16 protein-coding genes are annotated in these 24,590 nt (G+C 47.0%); 5 read left to right on the top strand and 11 right to left on the bottom strand.

Annotation, left to right across the window (positions count from 1 at the left end; genetic code table 11):
• Nucleotides 1-20: 20 nt before the first annotated feature.
• Both FN124_RS16340 and FN124_RS16335 read right to left on the bottom strand, forming a co-directional pair.
• A complete protein-coding gene (locus FN124_RS16340; RefSeq protein WP_142685862.1) occupies nucleotides 21-2,180 on the bottom strand; it encodes an alpha-galactosidase in 2,160 nt (719 codons plus the stop codon).
• Nucleotides 2,181-2,202: 22 nt separating this feature from the next.
• A complete protein-coding gene (locus FN124_RS16335) occupies nucleotides 2,203-3,999 on the bottom strand; it encodes an alpha-L-fucosidase (RefSeq protein WP_142685861.1) in 1,797 nt (598 codons plus the stop codon).
• 662 nt (nucleotides 4,000-4,661) lie between these two features.
• Between FN124_RS16335 and FN124_RS16330 the strand changes: the two genes are divergently transcribed.
• The 4 genes from FN124_RS16330 (at nucleotide 4,662) to FN124_RS16315 (ending at nucleotide 9,441) form a co-directional block, all read left to right on the top strand.
• Nucleotides 4,662-5,234, top strand: a complete 573-nt coding sequence (locus FN124_RS16330) for a TetR/AcrR family transcriptional regulator (RefSeq protein WP_142685860.1) — start codon at nucleotides 4,662-4,664, stop codon at nucleotides 5,232-5,234.
• A gap of 39 nt (nucleotides 5,235-5,273) precedes the next feature.
• The gene (locus FN124_RS16325; RefSeq protein ID WP_142685859.1) at nucleotides 5,274-5,714 is read left to right on the top strand and encodes a universal stress protein; all 441 of its coding nucleotides are present in this window, start codon (nucleotides 5,274-5,276) and stop codon (nucleotides 5,712-5,714) included.
• Between the two features lie 374 nt (nucleotides 5,715-6,088).
• Nucleotides 6,089-8,668 carry a phosphatidylglycerol lysyltransferase domain-containing protein gene (locus tag FN124_RS16320; RefSeq protein ID WP_142685858.1) on the top strand — a complete coding sequence of 860 codons (2,580 nt, stop codon included), beginning with the start codon at nucleotides 6,089-6,091 and terminating at the stop codon, nucleotides 8,666-8,668.
• 56 nt (nucleotides 8,669-8,724) lie between these two features.
• Nucleotides 8,725-9,441, top strand: coding sequence for an AcvB/VirJ family lysyl-phosphatidylglycerol hydrolase (locus FN124_RS16315; RefSeq protein WP_142685857.1), 717 nt, complete (start codon nucleotides 8,725-8,727; stop codon nucleotides 9,439-9,441).
• On the opposite strand, the gene FN124_RS16310 is transcribed toward FN124_RS16315, so the two are convergent.
• The 5 genes from FN124_RS16310 to FN124_RS16290 form a co-directional block, all read right to left on the bottom strand.
• A complete protein-coding gene (locus tag FN124_RS16310) occupies nucleotides 9,431-10,126 on the bottom strand; it encodes a LytR/AlgR family response regulator transcription factor (protein WP_142685856.1) in 696 nt (231 codons plus the stop codon). The genes FN124_RS16315 and FN124_RS16310 overlap by 11 nt on opposite strands.
• Nucleotides 10,127-10,556: 430 nt before the next feature.
• Nucleotides 10,557-10,832, bottom strand: a complete 276-nt coding sequence (locus FN124_RS16305) for an HTH domain-containing protein (protein ID WP_142685855.1) — start codon at nucleotides 10,830-10,832, stop codon at nucleotides 10,557-10,559.
• Between the two features lie 219 nt (nucleotides 10,833-11,051).
• The gene (locus FN124_RS16300) at nucleotides 11,052-12,416 is read right to left on the bottom strand and encodes a TlpA family protein disulfide reductase (RefSeq protein WP_142685854.1); all 1,365 of its coding nucleotides are present in this window, start codon (nucleotides 12,414-12,416) and stop codon (nucleotides 11,052-11,054) included.
• Nucleotides 12,417-12,615: 199 nt separating this feature from the next.
• Nucleotides 12,616-14,799: a DUF5916 domain-containing protein gene (locus FN124_RS16295; protein WP_142685853.1), complete on the bottom strand. Its 2,184-nt coding sequence runs from the start codon at nucleotides 14,797-14,799 to the stop codon at nucleotides 12,616-12,618.
• A 184-nt stretch (nucleotides 14,800-14,983) separates the two neighbouring features.
• Nucleotides 14,984-17,596 carry a beta-N-acetylhexosaminidase gene (locus FN124_RS16290; RefSeq protein ID WP_260607472.1) on the bottom strand — a complete coding sequence of 871 codons (2,613 nt, stop codon included), beginning with the start codon at nucleotides 17,594-17,596 and terminating at the stop codon, nucleotides 14,984-14,986.
• A gap of 570 nt (nucleotides 17,597-18,166) precedes the next feature.
• Here FN124_RS16290 and FN124_RS16285 point away from each other — a divergent pair.
• Nucleotides 18,167-19,750, top strand: coding sequence for an FMN-binding glutamate synthase family protein (locus tag FN124_RS16285; RefSeq protein ID WP_142685852.1), 1,584 nt, complete (start codon nucleotides 18,167-18,169; stop codon nucleotides 19,748-19,750).
• Nucleotides 19,751-19,926: 176 nt separating this feature from the next.
• Here the strand turns inward: FN124_RS16285 and FN124_RS16280 are convergent, their stop codons facing one another.
• The 4 genes from FN124_RS16280 to gnd form a co-directional block, all read right to left on the bottom strand.
• Nucleotides 19,927-20,703, bottom strand: a complete 777-nt coding sequence (locus FN124_RS16280; RefSeq protein WP_142685851.1) for an amidohydrolase family protein — start codon at nucleotides 20,701-20,703, stop codon at nucleotides 19,927-19,929.
• 115 nt (nucleotides 20,704-20,818) lie between these two features.
• Entirely contained in the window at nucleotides 20,819-21,544 is a 726-nt protein-coding gene (gene pgl / locus FN124_RS16275) for a 6-phosphogluconolactonase (protein WP_142685850.1), read from the bottom strand.
• A 45-nt stretch (nucleotides 21,545-21,589) separates the two neighbouring features.
• Complete coding sequence (zwf, locus tag FN124_RS16270) at nucleotides 21,590-23,095, bottom strand: glucose-6-phosphate dehydrogenase (protein ID WP_142685849.1); 1,506 nt, start codon at nucleotides 23,093-23,095, stop codon at nucleotides 21,590-21,592.
• A 24-nt stretch (nucleotides 23,096-23,119) separates the two neighbouring features.
• The gene (gene gnd, locus FN124_RS16265) at nucleotides 23,120-24,538 is read right to left on the bottom strand and encodes an NADP-dependent phosphogluconate dehydrogenase (protein WP_142685848.1); all 1,419 of its coding nucleotides are present in this window, start codon (nucleotides 24,536-24,538) and stop codon (nucleotides 23,120-23,122) included.
• Nucleotides 24,539-24,590 lie beyond the last annotated feature (52 nt).

The following is a 24,590-nucleotide window of genomic DNA, read 5'->3' as shown; positions in this document are numbered from 1 at the left end:
AGATTTGGTTTGATACAGGTTTACTCTGCCACCAGCCAGGTATAGCCGTTTGCCGGGATGGTTACTTTTACATGTGCCATGTAACCACGGTCAAGCGTATACGTTTTTAGCACGCCTTCCTTTTCGCGGATACGGACATTTTTTGTAAGACCGCTGTAATACAGCGGCAAAGCCACTTCCCGGGTAATTGCCTGTTGGGTTGGGTTATACAGCATCACCAGGGCTTTCTGCAGCAGTTGTGCGCTTACGTGCATAATGCCATCCCAGTCGCGGCCGTCGGCCCTGCGTAAATGAATAATATCTGTATTGAGGATACTGCGATACTTTTTATACCAGTCGATCATATTCCTGACAACGGCTTTGGTACTATCGGTATCGTATAAACGCGGGCCCCGGTAACAAGCCTGAACCCCGGCTCCATAATACTGCGCCATCAGCTGGTCATAAGCGTCCAGGTGGTCTTTCAGAGGCTCTAGGGTGGCTGCGGCACCGCCTCCCTGGTATTCACTGAGCGGTACAAAGCCCCAGCTCATGGAAGGGGTTTTCTCCCAGGTGCCGTCAAAAATATTCTGCCTGTTCAGGATCAGTTGTTCCGCCCGTGGCAGGGAAAAATTTACTTCGCGATAGCCCAGCGCTATTTTGTTGGTACCATCCAGGAAATACCAATCCGGGGCATTTACATATACGCCTCTTTCATTGAGCCAGTGATACAATCCTTTCTGCAACTGCATTTGTTTCCATTGGGAATCTTCCAGCCCGGTGTGGCCGGGATGGGTAGTGGATGCGCAAACATCGCCTGGGTAAGGGCCATCATTTTCAAAGATATCGAAGCCGGTAGCGCTGATAAATTTTTTAATCTTTTGCAGATAACCCAGGCCCCACTTACTACCCATGCAGGGAGCGTTACCAAAAAATGCACCTCCGGTTTTACCGGTAGCAGGGTTAATCACATCATCTTCCTCACTGATACGCCTGCTCGAAAACAGGGAGTAGCCGCCAAGCATTACCTTTTTACTATGTGCATAATCGGCCAGCGCTTTGAACTTCGCAATATTGGCAGTGCTGGTATCTTCCATATTCAAACCACTGCCAAAGCTAAGGATCACGCCTTCATAGCCGGTTTCAGCACACTGGTCAATGATAGCTTTTACTTTTACCGGATCGGTGTTTACCAGGTGCATGAAAACAGGGTTCTCTGTAGTCCAGGGCGCAATGGTGCTGTAAAATCTTCTTTTAGCCAATCCATTCCTTTCACGGTCATATCCATCAAACAATAACTCATAGGTACGGATAGATTCAAAATGTTCACCGGCGGCCAGGGTAACGCCAACAGGCACCGTGGGGTATACTTCCAGCACACAGGGTGTTTGCAGGTCGTAGTTCACCTGTGTGGTGTAGGTACTGTCGGCCTTCCAGTGTGTGGTTTGATCACTGAGATTTGCCTTCATGGCGTTATTGAAAGCATAGTTGCTTTCGATATAAATTCCGTGTGGCACCTGCATTTTATTCACACTGCCAACTACGGCCGATTCTTCTTCCGGGGTAGCCAGTATTTCATTCACTACTTGTTGCAGTTTTACCGGCTGCCCGCTCTGGTTAACTATTTCCAGCCATTTGGAGATCAGCGGTATTCCATCAAATATATCGTAGTGTATTTTTACCTGGATGCCTTTCAATTCAGGCGCCTGCGCCTGGTAGGAGAAAGTAAGCTCTTTCCCTGTAGGCTGCTTTGAGTTACTGCACCATCTCCTGGCCTGCCATTTTAAATAGGGGGAGATGGCTGTTACCTGGTGACCGCTGTATATAAAATCTGATGATCCGGCTTTCAGGTTATCCAGCCATACAGGGAGCAGGTATGCCTGTTGCTTTTGTCCATATGCACCGCCTATCATATAGTCGTGCCCGTTAATTGTGATCCTGGCTTCCGGCTTAATGGCGCGCAATAATTGTTCTCCGCTTACCAGGTTGCTGTAACCGGTACAAATCACGTTGGGGGTTATACGAAAACTACGGCTCAGCAACCCGTTGCTGAGTGTGATTTCCTTGTTCTTTTCGGTTACCGTGGCGGTATAGGGCTGGTGATTTATTAACCAGTCGGGCGCAGGTGTTTTTACCTGCGCAACTGCTATGCCTGAACCAAGACTGGCAACCAGTCCTAACAGGAGGTTTGTTTTTTTCATGTTCTTGTTCTTCTTATAAAAGTTATTTAACCGGCTGCAGGATCACTTTCCTCAACCAGCACAATTCATTTTTGTTACCGGAAACCGGTTTCACTGTGAGGTTCTGTTTTCCTGCTTTATCGATATGTATGATACCTATTGCGTGTTGAATAAAATTCATGGGTTGATGACTGCCGAAGCTGCCGGTTTCCAGTGTAAGGAACGGGAGCTGCTGTCTGCCCAGGGTTACCAGCCCCTGCTGTGAAGCGCTTGAGGGCTCGCAGGCATAGTCAAGTATAATTTTATAGTCGCCTGCATCCTGCACTTCCAGTGGAAATATGATGGCATCGTTGGGGGTTACCATACCGGTCATGCAGTTATCATGCTTCCAGTCACCGAAGTAATGGGAGTAAGTAAAAAGCCTGCTCTGGGCCTTCCCATTGAAAATGGCCCATACAGCGGGTATCTCCGCCTGTGGATATTCACTGCTCACGGTTTGTGTACGGAGCTGCGATAAATCTGTTTGCTGTCCTGCGTATACCAGCTCAAGCACAGTACTTCGTGTATCCGGCAACGTTACAGGCAGATTAATAATGGTTTCTTCCGGCAGTTGTTGCCATGTAAGTGGATTTTTATTGCCCAGTATTTTCACCGACTTAATTTTTGCGGTTAGTCCCGGTATGCGTAGCTTCCTGTTGGCCGGCATCTGCCATACATGCAGGAATAATTTTCCTGGTTTGCTGGTGGTTACTCCCCATGGTTGCGCGGGGATCAGTCCCCAGGTGGTACCGTAAATGCTTTCTCCATAGGTTTTCAGCCACTTGCCCACAGCTTTCAGGTAATCCACGGAGTAAGCCGGCCATTTGCCATTTCCATCGGGCCCTACGTTGAGCATAAGGTTTCCACCTTTGGAGGCTACATTTCCCAGGAGGTGTATAATTTCTGCGGGGGATTTAAAGTTCAGGTCGTGGCGGATATATCCCCAGGAGTCGTTATGGGTATAAATTGATTCCCATGCGCCGGAGATGGGAACCGGTGGCACTTCAGAGTCGCCAAAGTCGCGGTAATCACCAAGGTCATGCCCTACGCGGCTGCTGAAAAGGCAGCCTGGCTGCAGCAATCGCAGGCTATCGATCATTTGCCTGGTCTGCTCAGCGGTCAGGCCTCCAGGCATATCAAACCAGATAAGGCCGAGGGAGCCATAATTGGTTAATAGTTCTTTCAGTTGCGGGATTGATTTAGTGCGGTAATATCGCTGGTAATCTTTCTCCTTATTTTTAAAATCCCAGTTATTCCCACCACCATCCGGCTCATGCCAGTCGAGGAACTGGGAATAATAGAATCCAAACTGTATCCCTTTTGCGCGGCAGGCAGCAGAAAGCGCCTTCATCGGATCTTTTTTATAGGGGGAAGCATCAACAATATCGAAATCGGTTACTTTGGAATCATACATACTGAAGCCTTCATGATGCTTGGCGGTGATCACCATGTACCTGATACCTGATTGCCGAGCCGTTTCCGCCCATTCTTCCGCATTAAACCCTACAGGATTGAATGTTTGAGCTACTTTGGCATATTCAGCTGCAGGCGCTTTTGCGCGGTTCATGATCCATTCGCCGCTGCCGTAATAGCTGCTGTCGTGCCAGCGGCCACCCAGCTCAGAGTAAAGGCCCCAATGAATGAACAATCCGAATTTTGCTTCTTTAAACCATTTTAACCCCGGATGCGATCTGTTATTTACGGCACCTTTATTCCACATGTCCGGCATATCCTGGGTGCTCGCTCTTAGCGGGTTGAGCAGGCATAACAGTATTAGCAACGTGGGAATCCGGTGGAACATATAGCTAAATTTAGTAGTAATGTCCGTAAAAAATATACATATCCGCCGGTATATGCAAATGCCTGGAAAATGGTATCAGGGAAAGGGAAAATGATACAATCAAGGCTTTGAGGGTAAGTTTTCGTCATTAACCAATGATTAACGATTATTATAAAGGGTAATATCTAATTTCGGTAACAGATAAGTTATAGTAACTTTCAAAATTCAGCAATCATCTTATTTAGCTTAATAACAGGCTATAATGTGTTATCAGCATCTGACGCGATTCCGCAGATGCCATGTGAATGTTTTAAAACGCCTCTGCTGTTTGTCATCGGCAGAGGTTTCTTTTTGCCCGGTTTTCTCTCCCGTTATACAATTCTTATTTAGATTTAATTAACTCTCTGCACTACGAAAGCAATTAATATTGTTTCCATTCAGTAATCTTCTGATAACTGAAAAAATGCATACAACTAAGAAATGTTCTACAGCACCTGTTGGCCTTTCCAGGCCGACGGGTGATTTCTGTCGCCCACGACGCGCAACCTCGTTAACAATCACCCACCGGTTAAACAACCAATGGGTTTTTGATTTAATCATCATCTAGCTACAGCGCCTTGCAGTTTCCACTGCGGAGGCTTTTTTGACTTTAAAATGAATATATATTCGCTTATATTTGTAGTGTGAAACGGAAAGATGATAAGAAAATAATCCAGATCTTCCAGGCGGCGCTCAGGCTGGTGGCGGAAAAAGGATTATCCGGCGTTACGATGGGCGACATCTCCAGGGAAGCCGGCATTGCCACAGGCACCTTATATGTTTATTTTAAGGGGAAAGATGAGCTGATCAATGCGCTATTTGCTGCCTGCCGGGAAAATTCGGTACAGGTATCCTTTAAAGGTTACAACCCGCAAATACCCTTCAAGCCCGGGTTTAAAAACATCTGGCTGAATATCCTGCGCTATAAGCTGCAACATTTTGAAGAAGTTATTTTTATGGAACAATGTTATCATTCACCGTTTATCACCAACGATACGCGGGAAAAGGCCCTGCAACTTTCGGCCCCCTTCTACGCCCTGATAGACAGAGGTCAGAAAGAACAACTTATCAAGCAGGCAGATGCAGGGCTCTTGCTCACCTTTATTATCGGCGCCATGAACGAACTGGTTAAACAAACGCATTACAGTAGCATCACCCTTAACAGAAGCAGGATCAATACCGCCTTTGACCTCTGCTGGGATGCACTGAAAGCATAACAATAATGAATAAATATTCACAAACTAATATATCTGCATATGTCAGACATTATGATCGCAGTAGACCTGAGCAGCTTTTCAGAAAACCTGATCAGGACCGGCCTGGAACTGGCCGATAAAATGAATGCTTCCGTTACCCTCTACTCTGTGGTAGAAATAGGTATCGGTATCGGTTTGCCAGAAGGCGGCCCTGTATTCACCGACGATATTCCCGCACGGATCCGTGAAGTGGAAGAAAGACTGGAAGCATACAGGCAAAACTACCCTGATAAAAAGAACATCAGCATCCTGGTAGGTACCGGGAATCCTAAAAACGAAACCCTGGCACAGGCACATGAAAGCAATGCAACTATGCTGGTAGTAGGCACGCATGGCAGAACCGGCCTGGATCATATGCTCCTGGGCAGCAATGCGGAATATATTATCCGTCATTCCCGTATACCCGTGCTGGTAGTTCCGTATAACCAGGAAGAGCATTAAGACTAACACTCAACAATTAATACAACCGTATTGATAAAAACTCCCGGCGATCCCGCCGGGAGTTTTTATGGCCCATCCGGAACCTTTAATGATGAATAATTAAAGTATACCTGTACATTAACCTGCGCCCCGGCAGCTGCAACAACGAAATTACTATAAGCTGGTCTTGCCCCCGGTACCTACTTCCTCCAGTTAATTGGGGAATAATGAACTTATTCATACGGAGAAGGTTATACTAATGAAATAAAAACCGGAAGATCATCTCCCATAAATTAAAATCCCCTTAAACTCCCCGCATTTACAGGGATTCGGTTAAAAGTTGGTATAACTTTGCGGGTTAATGCGAACAACAGATTAACGAAACCCACGGACCCTTGAAAAAGAAATTTTTTACTGCGGCATTCCTGCGCAAGCTCCATCTGAAAGAGCTGCTGGCAGTGTTATTTATATTGCTGGCTATTTATTTTTTCCGTTCACAGCGCCATGAATTATATTCCCTGATCCCTGCTATTGAGAGGGCGCACAGGGGTTGGGTAGTACTTGGGGTAATGGTAACCATTGCCTATATTTTACTGCAGGCAGCGATGTATGTATTCAGCTTCCGGGCAGTAGGCGCCAGGCTGGATACCGGCAGAAGTACCGAATTATTCCTGAAACGCAATCTTTTATCGGTCTTCCTGCCGGCAGGAGGTATCAGCTCTCTGGCTTACCTGCCGCAGAGCCTGCGCCGTACCGGTTTGCATAAACAACAGATCCACCAGGCTTCGGGCATCTACGGATTTGTTGGCATCCTTTCCGTTTTCCTGGTAGGCATACCTGTGGTGGCATATGCAATGCTCCATGCAGGTACTATGAAAGATGCCCTGTGGGGACTTGTGGCTATTTGTTCACTGCTGCTCGGAGTAGTATGGCTGGTACGCTCCATGCAGGCTAAGGGCAGTGCCTACCGGTTACTGGTGAAATACTTCCCGGGGGCAGCGCAACAGGTGGATGAAATATTCACATTTCAGTTGTCTGTGCCTTCTTTCATGAATACGGTAATAGCATCGGTGCTGATAGAAGTAGCCGGTGTAGGCCACCTGTACCTGAGCATGCTGGCCGTGGGTGTTACGCCATCATTGGAAGCAGCTTGTGTAGGATACATTGTGGCTACCATCTTTTTAATCATTTCTCCTTTTCTGCGCGGGTTGGGCGCCATTGAATTGTCGCTCGCCTATATCCTCAGCAACTATGGGTTCAGCACCCTGGAATCGCTGGAAATCACTTTATTATTCCGCCTGTTTGAATTCTGGTTACCGCTGATTGGGGGCATGTTTGCCTTTGCATTGAAGGGTAGGGACCTGGTATTACGGTTACTTCCGCCCATCCTGATCTTCCTGTTGGGTATGGTGAATATTTTTTCCGTGCTCACCCCTCCCCTAGCCAACCGAATGCATTTATTGCGGGCTTATATCCCGGGCACTTCTATCCACGCCACTAATTTGCTGGTAGTGTTTCTTGGGCTGGTGCTGCTGGTAACCGCCACCTTTTTATTCCGTGGTTTGCGAAGCGCGTGGATTGTTGCACTGGCAGTGTCGCTGCTATCGGTATTCGGGCATATAGGGAAAGCGCTGGATTATGAAGAAGCGTCCCTGGCCCTGGTGACCAGTGTTATATTGCTTATTACTTCGCGCCAGTACCGGGTTAAAAGTAATCCCCAACTGGTGAACATTGGTGTGGTAACGGCCATGGCTACACTGTTTGTAGTCCTGATCTTTGGTACCATCGGTTTTTATTTTCTGAATGTGCGACATTTCGGTATAGATTTTACCTGGCAGCAGTCTATTCGCCATGCCTTCCATTGCTTTATGCTGCTGGAAGACGATGGATTGCAGCCGGTTACCAGGTTCGGGAAAGAATTTATGTCGGCCATCCGTGTGTTAGGCGTGAGCGCATGGGCTTTCCTGTTTTACACCATCATACGGCCTTACCTGCATGTGACCCAGCAAACCAATACCAGCCTGGAGAAAGCCCGGTTTTACCTGAGCCAGTATGGCGATTCCCCGATGGATTACTTCAAAATAGGACAGGACAAATTATTATTCGTATCTGAACAGTATGAAGGTTTTATCGCTTACCGGATAGCCGGCAGCTTTGCTATTGTACTGGAAGAACCGGTGTGCAGTGAAGATAATAAACTGCTGGTATTACAGGAATTTGAGCAGCAATGCCGGAAGATGGGCCTCCGGCCGGCTTTTTACCGGGTAGATGAAGACAGCACCTATTATTTCAGCTACCTGAAAAAGAAAAAGATGCTGATTGGCCAGGAAGCCATTATGGATATACGGGATTTTACGCTGAGTGGTAAGGATAAGAAATCGCTGCGCAATGGCTTGAACAGCCTGGCCAATAAGGGCTATACAACTGCTTTCCATACAGCGCCACAGTCGCCGGCAATGCTGCAGGCTTTAAAAGCAGTAAGCGATGAATGGCTGCATCAGTATGAAGTAAAAGAGCTCACCTTTTCACAGGGACTGTTTGATGAAGATGTGATCCGGAACCAGGATGTGATTACCGTAACTGATGCAGAAGGACAGGTAGCGGCCTTTCTTAATATAATCCCCGACTATGCTCCCGGTGAATGTACATATGATCTTATCCGGAAACGTGCCGACGCGCCTGGTGGCGTAATGGATGCGCTCATCATTGCATTGATCCAGGATGCGCAGCAAAAAGGTTTACACTACCTGAACCTCGGGATGGTACCCATGTCTGGCATTATTCAGCCGGAAAACACTGCTGAAAAAATGGTGAAGTATGCGTATGAAAAACTGCGATTCTTCCGGCACTATCAGGGCTTACGGGAATTTAAGGAGAAATATGCCACTGAGTGGACTAACAAATACCTGGTGTATGAACATGATTTTGACCTGATACAATTGCCATCTGCATTGAGTAAGGTAATGCAGCCATAGGCAGGCGAACAATCGCGGAACGGATTTTGTTTTATGGGGATGGGTTAATTTAGTATATGGCACCAGGTAAAATGTTCAATACAGCAAAGCTGCTTAGCTTTTTCTTCTTATTTACAATATTTCAGTCAAAAGCGCAGAGCGGGATCAGTAACCTGCCGGTAGTTATCAAGGCGCCTGCCGCCGGCAGTACGGCTCCATTGATCCTGTATATAACAGGAGACGGCGGAATGAAGAAATTCTCAGCCAATGTGATTGAGTCGTTCCGTCAGAAAAACTACCCGGTGGTAGCATTGAATGCGCTGAAGTATTTTTGGAGTAAGAAGTCGCCCCAGCAGGCGGCAAAGGATATCGCCTCCCTGATCACTTATTACCAGGGCCAATGGGGCAGTAACCACGGCGTGGTGCTGATCGGGTATTCACTGGGCGCGGATGTGCTTCCGTTTATTTATACCAGTTTGCCACCGGAAGTTGCAGAGGAAGTAAAACACCTGGTATTTTTATCTCCCTCCCTTTATACTGATATGGAAGTACACCTCTCAGATATGCTGGGAAAATCCAGTAACAAGGGAATGAGTGTTCCGGCTGAGATGAATAAAATTACCAACAAGCCGTTATTGTTAGTTTTCGGAGCAGAGGAAAAAGACTTCAACCTTTCAGCATTGAATGTCCGGTACGAAAAACTGATACTGCCTGGCGGGCATGCTTATGATGAAGATGCTGCCGGTGTAGCAGGAAAGATACTGGCAGGTTTGCATACAGGTGTTACTCCATAGGCAGCTGGTATCTCCTGACCAGTTCCTTCCTCATTTCCTTTGTCAGGGTAATCCTGGCTTCACCAATCATTACATGATCTTCCGCCAGTGAGGTAATGTGGCGAAATCCTATTACAAACCAGTGATGCACCCGCATAAAAGCATTTGCAGGCAACTGGGAAATGATCCAGTCCAGTTTTTCGGTGGTAACCAGCTTCTGATCGCGAAGATGCAACATGATATGATCATCCATTACCTCTACATACTGCAGCTCATCATAAAATACTTTTTCAATGCGGTGCTGCGTTTTCAGGGTGAAATAATCCGCTGAATAACGGGTGGGGTTAGTTGTTGCTTCTATTTCTATAGTCTTGTATATTTTAGAAAATACTTCATTTAACGCATTGGCGGTAAAAGGCAACTGCATAAGTGCAACAGGCAGGAAGTCAAACCCTGCAGATGAGGTGCCATTATACACCATCAGTAAAACCGGCAGCATGCCGGTTATAGTCATGGGCGGGGAGAGCGGATCATTGTAATCTCCTGCTATCAGTACGTGAATGGTTTGTGTTTCTATCCAGAAACGCGCCTCCTGCATTGTTTGGCTGCGGCATACCAGGTAAACATAGGGGATAGCAGATAAATAATTCTCCAGTTCTTCAAATCCCTCCGGGTCATTACCCAAAATAATACAGTTTAGTACCATAGGGTTGATTTTGGTCAAATAAGGATACGTAAATTTACTTGAGTCAGTTGCCACGGAAACAGACGATTTAAACAGAGCAGGTGACTGAACAGAAACCTGCGTATAATCTAAAATCTAATCTAAACCGCGTTATGAAAAAAAGTTATTAGCATAAGATTTAATCAAAAGCTGACAACAGTAAATTTGACCTTATTTGTGATGATAACAGTTAATCGAATGTTAAGTATTTTGGAAAAAGAAAAGGTGGACAGTTAAAGTAACTGTCTGTGAAGACAATACTTTCCCAGTCCACCAATTAAGGAAGATTACATAAAAGATCCCGGAACAACTGTCGTGCAGCCGTACAGCAGATCTAAGGCCCTGAAAGGGCGGCGCGGGCGCAGGGAGAGCTAACAGGGAGGCCGGTTAACTGGTCGGTGCGCGGACCATATTACCAAATAAGGAAGCATAAAAGGAACATCGTACTCACGGCGACCAGGTTTTTCGAGAACCTGACATTGAATCCGCCTTTTTCTGAGTAGAAGTAACTTTCTTTGTACCGGTCGTACTCAATGGGAGCACCTAACTCCTTCATCATTTTGAGGAATTCATAGAGTGTTCTTTCGGAAATACGAAGCCGCTTGGCTAACTGAGCGGGCTTACCGGTCCCTTTGATCCTGATGAGGTAATCAATGGTCTGTAGTCTGTCAAAATAACGCTTTGGCATGTGGCATAGAGGGGTCTTAACGGTTATTTACTGAATATACGATTTGTGTCTTTATTAAACCAGCATTATCATATATATATTTAAACGTAAATATTAACAATCTGGTTTAAACGGGTTTTCGAAATTTTAGCTGCGGAACAATGGCGCTGATGCGGATTAGCTGCGTACTTTTACTAAACGTACCAGTGTTGTTTTTATTTGCATGCACGTTAAAAAAACTCACTGCAGTAATGCTTCATAGATAATGTTGGCAAGGGCTGTTCCTTTGTCCACTGCGGGATCCGGAGGCCTGGTGGCATATACTTTTCCATTCTTTCCAACAACAATAAATGAGGGATACTTACTAATGTTGTATTGTGTAAGCACTTCCCTATGCCGATCATCCAGCTGCCATATCCATCCCGGCAAATCCTTTGCAGCAGCGCCATCGCAGCAGATGTTCACAAACGTAACCGCGTTATGGAAGCAGTCTTTTATTGCTGTAAGGGCAGGCAACACCTGGACTGATCCACTGTAGAAATGCAGCAGTACTACCTTTCCGCTGAATTGCTGCAGGCTTATTAATTTTCCCTGTGCATCCGGGAAACTAAAAACCGGCGCCGTTACACCTTTGCTGATCCCTTTCCTGGATCGTCCGTAAAGCTTTGCAATGGCCTGTTTACATGCTTCATCCCGTACCAGTTCCAGGTAATCGCGCACACACCACTCCTGCTCTTCTGCCGGGTTACCTGCCGCAAAACCAAGCGTTAATGAATGCGCCAGCAACCTGTCGCGCAACCGGCCACTGTAATGGATTTTCAGCCACTCGTAAATAGCCCTGTTGTTACACTCATAACGATGCCGGATAAAATAATCCGCCTCTGCTTTATGCAGCAGATAACTCAAATAACGTATAGGCGTTAGTGTTGTATCCGGAAGAAGTACCTGGGGCAATGCAGGCAATATGTTCTCTTTATAAAAAAGCACCTGTCTTTCTTCCAATGTACTATCCGGCGCTGTGGCCACTTTCCATAGTGTACTCACCAGGCCTGATGCCGCTTCACCCAGCACATGCGCCCTGGCTATCGCCCAGGTGGCCGGGCTCAGGCTGTCGCGGTATAACGCCATCACCCTGTTGCCGGCCTCTAATTGCTGACGGTAGGCCGCTGCCAGCTGAAATGCATCGGATGATGCAGGAACGGTTATACGCAACTGTGCGCGCCTGGCCTCATAAACAGCCCTGTTCAACCCTGCAGCGCTTCCTGCAAACCGGATACTGTCGCCCTGTATCATCAACTGCAAACTATCTCCCCCTCTGATCATCCCATAAAAATTATATCCGCTACCGGCATCTGTATAAAAAAATATTTCCTTCCCCACCGGCAATGGTATGCGGAAATAAAAAGAATCAGGTTTTAATAAGGTATTCTGAGTAACAGCAGGAGAAATGCCCGGATCATACCAGTAGGACAATGATACCTTCTGTACAGGGCGGCCCGCTGTCTTACCCGTAATTACGGTGGAAGATTGTGCTACAGCAGTTCCTGCCAGCATAAGTAAAACACAGCTGTTACGCAGCAGCTGCCTTATCACAGGACGGTTCATAATCAGATTTTTAGATGGTAACAATCCCCATGGTAAAAACCACAGGGAGGTAATATTCACAACGATAGTAAATGAAAACTTTATATATATCTTAACGGGTATAGCCGTTCATTATATCAATCTTATAGTGCAATAATAAAGGGTACAAATAAGGAAAGTGTTAATCGAATCTTAACTGTTAATACAAAACAGGATTTATTTAGAGATTAAGCCAGTATACCAGCTTCAGTACCAAAGCCCGGTTCCTTACGTAAAACGGTTCCGGGAGATAATTGTCCGTATAAACGATAAAAAGATCTGAGGCCGGCCTGTAACGCCACTGGAAGCGGGTATTGAGGTTCATATTCTTCTGCTGCCCGTTGTACTGCATAAAACCGGTAAAGAAAAGCGTGTTTGTCATCGTTACATCCAAACGGGGGCCTACCAGCCAGAAGGAATTATTGCCCCATGGCTTTGGCAAATTGATATTGTTGTAATTAGCGCTCAACGCAATACTCACATATGGCTGGAACCGGTACCCCAGCTCAGTATTGGTCATTAACCGGCTGCCATCCGCATAATAGCCTCCATAGCGGGCCGACAAAGAATAAGTGAACAAACTTTGAGGTTTGGATACATAATCGGCACCTATGGTATTCCAGTTATGCCGGCTCCCGTTCACTAAACTATCTTTTCCTGTATTGGTGGGATCGAAAGGCTGTAGCAATTTGATATAGGTATTGGATGCCCAGACATTGAGCGTGTTCCGTTTCCGGAACACAATACCATAATTGAGCATGGTTTCATTATCGGTACGATGCATATTGGCTTCATCAAAGAACCAGGTACTGGTTACCTGCGGTCCATGGCTCAATACAGACCCCGATAAGGGAAAGAAAAGACGGGTCACCTGCGGCGCTATCCTGATATAGCCCTGCCTTGGCACATATCCCACCTCCGCATTGTAGTTGCGCCCTACGTATTCATGCTGCCAGCCAATATTCCATTCCTTGCTGGTGTATTGCAGGTTAGCCGCATGGGCTATATCATGACCGGTTTTATTGGGCGTATATGACTTCAGCAGCATGGCTTTCCCCGTCCAGAAGTTATTGGAAGACGCCAGGTTGTATTCCAGTCCCATGTTCCGGTTATACCTGTTGTAAAGTGGTTTATCCGTCACTTTAGAGGGATCATAATTCACCGATTCCTTGTTGATAAAAATAAACCCGATATTGGAACGGGAAAATACACGGCGCTGCAAAGCGGCCACAGTAAAGTTCTGCGCGGGCAACCCGGTCTCCTCCTGTTTTCCCGTTTCCATGTTCATAATGCCCAAACGCCAGTCTTTATTGAGCTTACCACTGAGCCTGGCGCCAAAACGGATCGGCACACCACCAAGACCAATACGCCTGGAGAAGAACGGGCGGATAGTAGCATACCCGAAGTTGGACATCTGGTCGCCGTTCTCCAGGAAAAACTGCCGTTTTTCAGGGTAAAACAATTCAAAGCGATCCAGGTTGGTGACCTGTTTATCTACGTCTACCTGTGAAAAATCCGGGTTTACCGTGAGGTCAAGATTCAATGAAGAAGTAACGGCCACTTTAGCGTCCAACCCTGCATCCCGCCGGTATTTGGTAGGAGTTGCCTTATCGTAGTCCTTCAGCATGCCTCCCAGCACATAAGGAATCAGCGACACATTTGCACCTGCAGGGGGAGGCGCTGCATCCCATACAAGGTTACCGGTATACGCCAGTGAAGCAGTAGGGAATTGTCGTGGTACCGGCGCCCAGGCCGACTTCTCTGTCGTTTTCAGATCGTTCCGGCTGAAATTGATTCCCCATTTGGTAATCCCCTTTTTGTAACGGATGGTTTTAAAAGGGATCACCGCTTCAAACACCCATTTATCAGGATAATTTTTTACTACAGATGTCCATTTATTATCCCAGCTCAGGTCCACTTTTCCACCATCGTACATCAAACCGTCCCATTGCGCCCCTGCAGCATTGGCGCCAAAGGAGAAACCATTGGTCTGATCGTCGAACGGGTCCATAAATAAAAGGAAGTTATCATTCTTCAGGAAAGCAAAATCACGGCGCAGTGATTCTACCATGTAAGGCCCGTTGCCAACGGTATAGTTTTCCACCACGAGATAGAGGTTCTTATCGTCATAGGTCATCCGCACATCCGTACGCAGTCTGGCGGCGCTGGTATCCATCGGCAGCACCATGTGAAAGCCGGTGGCAATATCAGCCTGCAGCCATGCCGCTTCATCTATTACGCCATCTATTTTGATGGGAGAAACTGCTTTGCGGATCTGCAATTGATAAGCGTCATTTTTCTTTTGCGCACGCACTGAGAAGCAAATAAAACTACAGCTGATAATAAGTGGAATGATACGATACATCAGGTTGCTATGGGTTTCCGGACAAAATACAAAAATTGCAAAAGGGGCAAGAAGAAAATGGATGAAGGGTAAATGCAGCGGATCTGTAAAAAAAAGGAAGATATAAACCGGGATAATCCCTTAATTGAAAGGCGGTGAGCTACAGGTTCCCCTGCTGCCCACCACCGCTCTATCTTCCGGAAAATTATAATTTATTACTCTTCATCTGCGTATCGGCCACAGGAACCTTTACTGTTGTAGTTCTGCTACTGCGGCCCCTCGTACTGAATACCTTCAGTTTCACCGTTTTGCCACCTGCGGCAACAGGCGTAGTATAGACAGGGCTTCTTAACGTAGGCTCGTCACCGTTAGTTGTATACCTGATCACTAATCCAGGCATCTGCACATTGGCGCTCAGCACGCCATTGTCTACCTTTGCACCTGCAGTCGGGATACGCCAGTTGAAGCCACCGTCGTAGTAGTCAAGGCGGGGCATTTCGCGTTTACCCATCACGTTGCTGAACACGCTCCACGCCTGTGCATATAATGCATCCGCTTTTGCGGTATCTTTTTCTGTGGCCCATTCCGGATCCTGTGCCCATGCTCTTTCTGCAAGACCCAGCAATTTCGGTAACATCATATATTCCATACGTTCGGAACTGGTCACGGTTTCACTCCACAGCAATCCCTGTATACCCGGTATATTGGACGCGCCAAAACCTGTTAACCGGTCCTTTCCAACAAATAACTCCGGTGTAACCGGGTTACCCCTGCCATCTACTTTTGAATTCCTGTAATAATCAAACGGAATAAAGTAAAACGGTTTATCCACATCTACAAATCCGCCCCAGTAGAATCCCGGCTCATCAAAAGATTTCATGTAAGCCATATCAAAGTAGAAATTGCTCACACCCGATAAAACTACTTTGTAGCCTGCATTGGCAAGACGATATGATAGATCTTCCTGTCCTCCGCCAATCACGTTATTCCATACATTCAGCTGAAAATGATCATTTACAAAATCAGGATTAGGAATACTCTGCGATTCGTTACCAATAGTTGTTTTACGCATCCCTGCTTCCTCCCAGCCGGCTACGGATAAGCCGCGGGCTTTCAGCAGGTCGTTCACTTTACGATAGTAATAATACCAGAGGTCATTTACATGCTGCAATGATTTATCCTGCTGCATCAATGCAATACAGGCGGGCGATTTTTCGAACACGCCACCCGGTACTTCATCGCCGCCCATATGTACTGCATCCAGCGGTGCGCCGGCTTCTTTATACATTGCCTGCAGTTCTTCCACCACTTTATCGAGGAAATGATAGGTAGATGGCAGGGCCACATTCATTACGTTGTCGTTCCAGTATTGCACAGAATGATATTCTGATTTATCGTCCAGATCGGTGAGCAGGTATTCTTTTGCCTCCTGGTCGCGGCCCGCTGCTTTCAGCCTGTAGTAGCGTGATTCCATTGATTTCACTGCTGCGCGGGCATGTCCCGGACTTTCTATTTCCGGTAAAACCCGTATATGCCTTGCCGTTGCATAACGGAGGATCTCAATAAAATCGTTGCGTGTAAAATAACCGCTACCTGCTGTATTGGTGGTATCAGGACCGGAGCCATAAGATGGAGGCAGCATATTTTTCCAGTCGCTGCTATGGCCACGTTTAGCACCTACAGCTGTCAGTTCCGGCAAGGAAGGAATTTCCACACGCCAGCCTTCATCATCACTGAAATGAAAATGCAGCACGTTTAATTTATACAGTGCCATCAGGTCGATGATGCGGAACATATCACGTTTGCTATGGAAGTTGCGGGCTACGTCTATCATGAAGGCCCGATAACCAAAACGCGGTTCATCGGTCACCTCCACACCCGGGATGGTGATGGATTTCTGGTTGCCTGCAAATGCAGCAGGAGGAACCAGTGTTTTCAGCGACTGGATCGCATAAAAAGCACCAGCTTCCGTACCGGCGGTGATGGTAATCCCTTCCGGCGTTACCCTCAAACGATAACCTTCCGGGGCAGTAATACCAGCATCATACACAAGACTGATGGTAGTTGTTCCTTTTTTTCGTTTGCCCAGCAACGTTAGCAACTCGGTATCCAGTATTGCAGCGCTGGCAGACAGTTGTGGATCCGCTTTTACTTCCGGCAACGCGTCCAGCACCAGGTTGCTGCCGGTAGCTTTGTACGATTCAGGCGTAGGAAAAACCAGCGGGAGCTGTGCTACCGGGATATCCTTTACAGTAGCATTCTGTTTGAATATATCCGTTGGAGTTACTACGGCGGTTTTATCACCGGGATAGCGCATCAGTTGTTTTGCAGTGGTAGAAGGCCGGATGCTATAATCTTTTATAGAGAAACCTTTTTCAGGTTGTTCGTTCCACACAAGATACAAACCGGAGGGAGCGTCTGTAAAATTTACAGCCCACGCATCGCCGGTAATGGCCAGCTTCAGTGAATCGCCGGGAGCGATGCCGGTAAATCCTTCTGCCGGTGTAAAGCGGTACAGGTCACCGTTAATGTGCTCCACTTTCACATGGCCCGGCAGTTCGCCTGGCGTTACCATCCTGATAAAATTAAAGTACAGCTGCCACCCTTTGGAAGGAAACGGTTTACCTGCTGTGTTTATAAAAGTGAAGGCCGACTGGAAATTGTCGCGGCCCTGGTAATGGTTTTCCACTACTTCCCAGCTGGTTTTCAGCCGGGCGGCATCATAGGGTGCGGGTTGTTGTGCCCGGACGCCCGCTACAGTACTAAATAAGAGCATGCAAGTTGCAATCAACTTGCCAAGATCATTGTATCTTTTCATGTTGTGGATGATTGAATCGGCTTATTTTGAAAGATAATAAAATAATTTAAAAACTAGAGTTTGATTTTCGCGGGGGTTTGTCTGACGCGGATTTTGTCTTTTCCAGGATTTTGATGATTACACTGATTTTTACTTTTTAACCGAAGTGGAATAGTGCGGATTTTGTCTGACCCAGGATTTTGATGATTACACTGATTTTTACTTTTTAACCGAAGCGGAATAGTGCGGATTTTGTCTGACTCAGGATTCAGATGATTATGCTGATTTTCATCTTTTGATCGAAGCAGATATTGAGCGAAGGTTGCCTGACTTTGGATTATAATGATTAGCGGACAAGCCTGGTTCTTATTTTTTGAAGAGTAAGAACCAGATTAATTCCTTATCGCCTTTACCTATTAACAGAAAATAAAATCAGGTCAATCAGCGTAATCATCTGAATCCTGAAAAAGACAGGATCCGCGAAAGATTTAACAAATTTATCTGGCAACGTTAATTAGATTTATAGGAACAATAGCAAAGGAAGTATTCATAATCTCCAAAGGAGCATCAAAAAATCAAAAAAATACGTCTATGGTCAAAGCATTTATTGGGTTCTCAGTTGTGAGTATAAGTGTTATCGTTGTTTTAGGATTATTTTTCCCCTGGGTTTTCTGGCTGCTGGTATTGGTGTTACCCATTGTTATCATGGGTATACTCGACATCATGCAAACCAAACATGCTATTATCCGGAACTACCCCATAGTGGGCCGTATGCGGTACTGGATGGAAGCATTGCGGCCCAAGATCTATCAATACTTCGTAGAGAGTGATATTGATGGCAGCCCTATTAACCGGGTAGACCGTTCCACTATTTACCAGCGTGCCAAACGGGAGCTCGATTCCCAGCCATTTGGTACCCAGTTCAATGTATACGCTGAAGGATATGAATGGATGGCACATTCTATTCAACCGCAGAACTTTGATAATATGGAGAAGGACCCGCGTGTGACCTTTGGCGGGAAAGACTGTAAACAACCCTATTCCGGCAGTATCCTGAATGTTAGCGCTATGAGCTACGGATCACTCAGTAACAACGCCGTACAGGCGTTAAACGGGGGTGCTAAAATAGGCAACTTCGCACATAATACAGGTGAAGGCGGCATCAGCGACGCTCATCTCAAACAGGGAGGGGATATTATCTGGCAAATTGGTACCGGTTATTTTGGCTGCCGCGATGATGACGGTAATTTTTCCGATAGCTTATTTGCGGAAAAAAGTGCGCTCGCACAAGTTAAAATGATAGAATTGAAAATTTCTCAGGGCGCTAAACCTGGTCATGGCGGTATATTGCCGGCAGCCAAGAACACGCCCGAAATTGCCGCTATCCGTCATGTTAAACCACATACCACTGTATTCTCTCCGCCTTATCATAAAGCATTTAACAGTCCGCGTGAAATGATGCTGTTTATCCGGCGCCTGCGCGACCTCAGTAAAGGCAAACCTGTTGGGTTCAAATTATGCGTTGGCCAGCAACGGGAATTTTATGCTATCTGCAAGGCCATGATAGAAACAGATATTTATCCCGACTTTATTACTGTAGACGGCGGGGAAGGTGGCACCGGTGCCGCTCCTCCGGAATTCTCCAACTCCGTGGGAATGCCGCTGATGGACGGACTTTCGTTTGTTCACGACACACTTACCGGGTTCAATATCCGTCATCATATGAAAATCATTGCCTCCGGTAAAATACTCACGGGCTACCATATGCTGCGTGCAATGGCACTGGGCGCAGATACCTGTAACAGTGCCCGTGCAATGATGATGGCACTGGGTTGTATCCAGGCACTGGTATGCAACACCAATAAATGTCCCACAGGTGTAGCCACTCAGGATAAATGGCTGTCGGCCGGCCTGGTGGTGGACGATAAAAAACACCGTGTAGCCAATTATCACCGCGATACCATAGAAAGCGCCATAGAACTGACCGGTGCAGCCGGTTTAAAAGATCCGCATGATATTACCAGGCGGCATATTTTCCGCCGGGTATTTATGAACCAGGTAAAAACTTTTGAAGATATCTACCCTAGCACAGCCCCGGGCGCATTACTGAATGGGCTAATGCCGGAACATCTGAAAAGGGAGATGGAAACAGTGGGAATTGATACATGGATCTAGTATAAAGGAGCTGGGCTTTTATCTGTAAAAGATAAAAGCCCAGCTCCTTTTTTTCTTCCTGAATATTTTCAAATTCTAAAAATATAATCCGCTCTTAAAGTCTATCCCCCATCTGCTTATATCTCTCAACATCTTTAAAAATCCAAAAGAAAAACTCAAAGTAATCAGCAAAATCATCATAATCCTGAGCCAGACAAAATCCGCGGCTGGTATAATGCCAATGCGTTTTCCCGGCATATCTTAGCGGCAATTTTCTCGGGGAAATTCTGCAGGATCAGTTGCAGATCTGCTGCCGCAAATGGACGTGGCGCACGGGTAGAGGGCATATCGGTACCAAATAATAATGCGCCTGCATTAATAGCGGTAATCTGCCGCATGGCAGTTAACACGTCAAAATCGCAACGGCTAAAACCAGTTGCTTTTATCCACGCTCCTTTTTCTACCAATGGCAATAAATATTTGAATCCTGCTTTAGATAACCCCAGGTGATCAATTACCACAGCAGGCAGTTTATGCAGGGTGGTCGATAATCCCGGCAACTGCCGGGAATCCACATACAGCTCCACATGCCATTTCACCAGTTCATATACACGCAGTCCCAGCTGTTCCAGGTGTTTTACACTTTCGGAACCTCCGCGCTGCACATTAAACCTTACAGCACGTACACCTGCCTCATGCAGGGCTACTATTTCCTCATCGCTGGTACTGGCAGGTATCTGCGTAACGCCTACATAACCAGGCCCCAGCTGCTTCAACGCTTCCAGCAGGTATCCCTGATCAAATCCCTGGAAAGAGCCGGATACCACAGCGCCTCCATCAATCTTCAGCGGAGCGGCCTGTTGCCGGTAGTCAGCTACTGAAAAATCCGATGGCATAAAACCCTGGTTAGGCTGCATGGGAAACCGGTGATCAATGATGTGCAGGTGTGCGTCGAATACGGGCTTATCAAACATAATCTCATCGTTGTTACAATACACAAGCTACAGAAAATAGCTGAAAGCAGAAAGCAGAAGGCCCGGAGGGATCCTGCAATCCGTCCGGGCCCTTATGGCCTTGCTTTGGGTTTTGTTAAATTTCCATTGCGCCGGCAGCGGCTTCGTCCACAAACCAATGTAACTCACCTTCTTCCGGCCTGATCAGCTGGGAAGGATATTTCTCCGCGTCAAAGGTGCCTTCTATCACACTTTTCAGCGTGATGGCTTTATTGGCGCCTGTGGTAAGGAACAGCACACAGGCAGCCCTGTTCACCACAGGTGCGGTTAAGGTAATGCGGTACATATCCTGTGCTTCCAGGAAAAATGATTTCACCCAGGCCTTTTTTTCATGTACAATGGGTAAGCCCGGGAACAGCGACAATGTATGTCCGTCGTCTCCCATACCGAGTAACACCAGGTCAAAGGTGGTATCCTCTTTTCCGAAATACGATTTCAGGATTTTCTCATACTCAGCAGCAGATTCTTCCGGGCCAATATCGGTGCGCATCACATGGATGTTTTCGGGATTTGCGCCTACTTTATCAAGTAATGCTTCAAATGCCATGCGGGCATTATTGCGTTCATCTTCAAAAGGCACATCTCTTTCATCTCCCCAGAAAAAATGTATTTTCTCCCAGGGTATTACCATATTGTAAGGAGCTTTCGCCAGGAGGCTGTATAACTGCTTTGGCGTATTGCCGCCCGACAGTACAAATGTGAACCGCTCCTGGGTTTGCAATACTTCCAGTATGTAGTTACTGATCCATGCCGCTACATTTTCACTCAGTTGGGCAGGATCTTTTGCGATATGTAGTTCCATAAAACAAAAAGAATTACGGACCATTATACAAATGGTCCGTAATCATTATTTAGTAGGTAAATTAATCCAGGTATGACCGTCGCGGGCAACGAGTGCATCGGCATCGTCGGGTCCCCATGAATCGGGTGCATAGTTCGGAAAGTCTTGCGGCATGCGGTTTTCCCATGTTTCCAGGATAGGCATGATCACTTTCCAGGCAGCATCTACCTGGTCGCCGCGCATAAACAGGGTGGCATCTCCTTCCATTACGTCCAGCAGCAATGTTTCGTATGCTTCCGGCGCATGTTCACCATTAGCGGCATCGTAATTAAAGGTCATGTCTACCGGGTCAAGCGTCATGGTCTGACCGGGACGTTTTGCCTGGAAGCGGATCCGGATATCCATTTCCGGCTGAATGCTGATGGTGAGCCTGTTGGGGCGCCATGTCTGGGCAGCTTCAATCGGGAAGGAATAAGGAGGTGCTTCCTTAAAGGTGACAATAATATTGGTCGCTTTCTGATGGAGGTATTTACCGGTCCGTACATAAATCGGAACGCCCTGCCAGCGCCAGTTATCGATATAAAATTTAACCGCTGCGTAGGTATCGATATTGGATTTGGGATCCACTCCTTTTTCTTCGCGGTAGCCGGCTACTTTATTTCCTTTCATCCAGCCGGAAGAGTACTGTCCGCGTACGGCATGTTCATGTACTTTATCCGGTGTAATGCGGCGGATGGCGTTGAGCACATCCACTTTCTTGTTACGCACTTCGTTGGCATCAAAAGATACCGGTGGCTCCATGGCAAGGATACACATGATCTGCAGGATGTGGTTCTGCACCATATCACGCAGGGCCCCTGCCCTTTCGTAATAACCACCCCGGCCTTCCAATCCTACGCTTTCAGCGGCAGTGATCTGGATGTTATCGATGTAGCTGCGGTTCCATACCGGCTCAAACAATGCGTTTGCGAAGCGGAATGCCAGGATATTCTGGATAGTTTCTTTACCGAGGTAGTGATCGATACGGTAGATCTGCTCTTCTGTAAATTTTTTCGCCAGCAGTTCATTCAGCTCATGCGCACTTTGCAGGTCATGGCCAAATGGTTTTTCCACTACAATGCGCGTACAATGTTTATCGGAACAGAGGTTCAGCTCCCCTAAACGGGTGGCTATATTCGGCACCAGCTGCGGCGCTACGGCCAGGTAAAAGATAACGGTTGGATGTACGCCCCACTCTTCTTCCTTCTTTGTTACAAAATCGGTGATCTTGCTATAGGATGCAGGATCTTCTGCATCCATCTGCAGGTAAGTAACATGATTACTGAAATCTTTCCAGTGACCATTCTGCTCGCCCTTCCGACGGGAAAACTTACTGATCCCTTCCAGCAGGTGATTATTATAGTCTTCGTTGCTGTAAGGGCTGCGGCCCAGGCCTGCAATAGCAAACTGCTCGGGCATCCAATCATCCAAAAAGAGATTATATAACGCAGGCGTTAGTTTCCGGTAGTTTAAATCGCCACTGCCTCCGAATATGAACAGGATGGACGCAGGCGGGCGTTTATGGATCTGCATATGTTTAATTAAAGATGAACATTTTTAGTGTTGCTGCCATTCTGTATGGAAAGTGCCTGGCATATCGATACGCTGGTAGGTATGTGCGCCGAAGTAATCGCGCTGTGCCTGGATCAGGTTGGTAGCCATGCGGCCGGTACGGAATGCATCGAAATAAGACAGCGCAGACATGAATCCGCCTACGGGCACTCCTGCGGAGGCAGCCTGGGCGATTACGCTGCGGGTGTTGCTTTCCACCGATTGTACCAGGTAAGCTACGCCTTCATCCAGCAGGATATTGGCCAGGTCGGCATTTTTCTGGTAAGCCTGGGTAAATATTTCCAGCAGGGAAGAACGGATGATACATCCTCCTCTCCATACTTTCACCACTTCCGGCAACGGGATCTCCATTTTCAGGTCGGCAGAAGCTTCTCTCAGCATAGCCAATCCCTGTGCATAGCTCAGGATGGTAGCAAAGTAGAGGGCATCATGTACCTGTTTGATCCACATTTCTGCGTCGGCGTGAATAGTATTTTCAGGAGCTTTATAGATCGCTTCGGCCTGCAGGCGCTGCTCTTTGTAACCGGAGAGGGTACGCATAGCCACAGCAGTATCAATTACAGGTACGGCTACCGGCAGTTCCATAGCATCCTGTGAGGTCCATTTACCGGTTCCTTTGGAACCTGCTTTATCGGAGATCACATCTACCAGGCGCTTATCGGATTTATCGTCGTTCTGCAGGAAAATGTCGGCGGTAATTTCCACCAGGAACGATTGTAATGCGCCCTGGTTCCAGTTCTTGAACACTTCATGCAGCTGATCGTTGTTCAGTCCGGCCCCTTTTTGCAACAGGGTATAGCTTTCACTGATCAGTTGCATAATGGCATATTCAATACCGTTGTGCACCATTTTCACATAGTGACCGGCGCCTTCTTTACCGAGATAAGCCACGCAGGGAGTACCCTTTACCTTGGCGGAAATTGCTTCCAGCATGGGTTGTACCTTTGCATAGGCATCCTTGTCGCCACCAGGCATAATACTTGGGCCGGTACGGGCGCCCTGCTCACCACCGGAAACACCGATACCCATAAAATGGATACCTTTTTCGCGGAGATGTTGTACACGGCGTAAAGTGTCCGTATAGTGGGAGTTACCACCATCTATTACTACGTCGCCCTGCTCCAGCAGCGGCAACAGGGAAGCTATCACGTCATCTACCGGCTGACCGGCGGGTACCAGCATCATTAATTTGCGGGGACGTTCCAGCAACTGTACCATAGCGGCCAGCTCTGCAACACCTTTAACGGTAGTACCGGGGGTAGCGGCTGCTTCCAGTGCGCTGTTCTTGGCAGCGTCTTTATCAAAGCCGATAACGGAAAAGCCATGATCTGCCATGTTGAGCAACAGGTTTCTGCCCATTACGCCGAGGCCGATCATTCCAAAGTCATATAAGCTGTTTGCCATATATAGAGAAGTTACTTAAGGAGGTGTAAAAGTAGGGAAGAATTACGAAATA

The organism is Chitinophaga polysaccharea, from assembly GCF_902150045.1.
Classification (GTDB): Bacteria; Bacteroidota; Bacteroidia; order Chitinophagales; family Chitinophagaceae; genus Chitinophaga; species Chitinophaga polysaccharea_A.
Note: the sequence above shows the minus strand (reverse complement) of the source record. Positions and strands in the feature narration are given on the sequence as shown.

Excerpts from the sequence above, each read along its gene's own strand:
- FN124_RS16340 (WP_142685862.1), bottom strand. The coding sequence starts at position 2,180 with ATGAAAAAAACAAACCTCCTGTTAGGACTGGTTGCCAGTCTTGGTTCA.
- FN124_RS16335 (WP_142685861.1), bottom strand. The coding sequence starts at position 3,999 with ATGTTCCACCGGATTCCCACGTTGCTAATACTGTTATGCCTGCTCAAC.
- FN124_RS16325 (WP_142685859.1), top strand. The coding sequence starts at position 5,274 with ATGTCAGACATTATGATCGCAGTAGACCTGAGCAGCTTTTCAGAAAAC.
- FN124_RS16315 (WP_142685857.1), top strand. The coding sequence starts at position 8,725 with ATGGCACCAGGTAAAATGTTCAATACAGCAAAGCTGCTTAGCTTTTTC.
- FN124_RS16310 (WP_142685856.1), bottom strand. The coding sequence starts at position 10,126 with ATGGTACTAAACTGTATTATTTTGGGTAATGACCCGGAGGGATTTGAA.
- FN124_RS16305 (WP_142685855.1), bottom strand. The coding sequence starts at position 10,832 with ATGCCAAAGCGTTATTTTGACAGACTACAGACCATTGATTACCTCATC.
- FN124_RS16300 (WP_142685854.1), bottom strand. The coding sequence starts at position 12,416 with ATGAACCGTCCTGTGATAAGGCAGCTGCTGCGTAACAGCTGTGTTTTA.
- FN124_RS16295 (WP_142685853.1), bottom strand. The coding sequence starts at position 14,799 with ATGTATCGTATCATTCCACTTATTATCAGCTGTAGTTTTATTTGCTTC.
- FN124_RS16290 (WP_260607472.1), bottom strand. The coding sequence starts at position 17,596 with ATGAAAAGATACAATGATCTTGGCAAGTTGATTGCAACTTGCATGCTC.
- FN124_RS16285 (WP_142685852.1), top strand. The coding sequence starts at position 18,167 with ATGGTCAAAGCATTTATTGGGTTCTCAGTTGTGAGTATAAGTGTTATC.
- FN124_RS16280 (WP_142685851.1), bottom strand. The coding sequence starts at position 20,703 with ATGTTTGATAAGCCCGTATTCGACGCACACCTGCACATCATTGATCAC.
- pgl (WP_142685850.1), bottom strand. The coding sequence starts at position 21,544 with ATGGAACTACATATCGCAAAAGATCCTGCCCAACTGAGTGAAAATGTA.
- zwf (WP_142685849.1), bottom strand. The coding sequence starts at position 23,095 with ATGCAGATCCATAAACGCCCGCCTGCGTCCATCCTGTTCATATTCGGA.
- gnd (WP_142685848.1), bottom strand. The coding sequence starts at position 24,538 with ATGGCAAACAGCTTATATGACTTTGGAATGATCGGCCTCGGCGTAATG.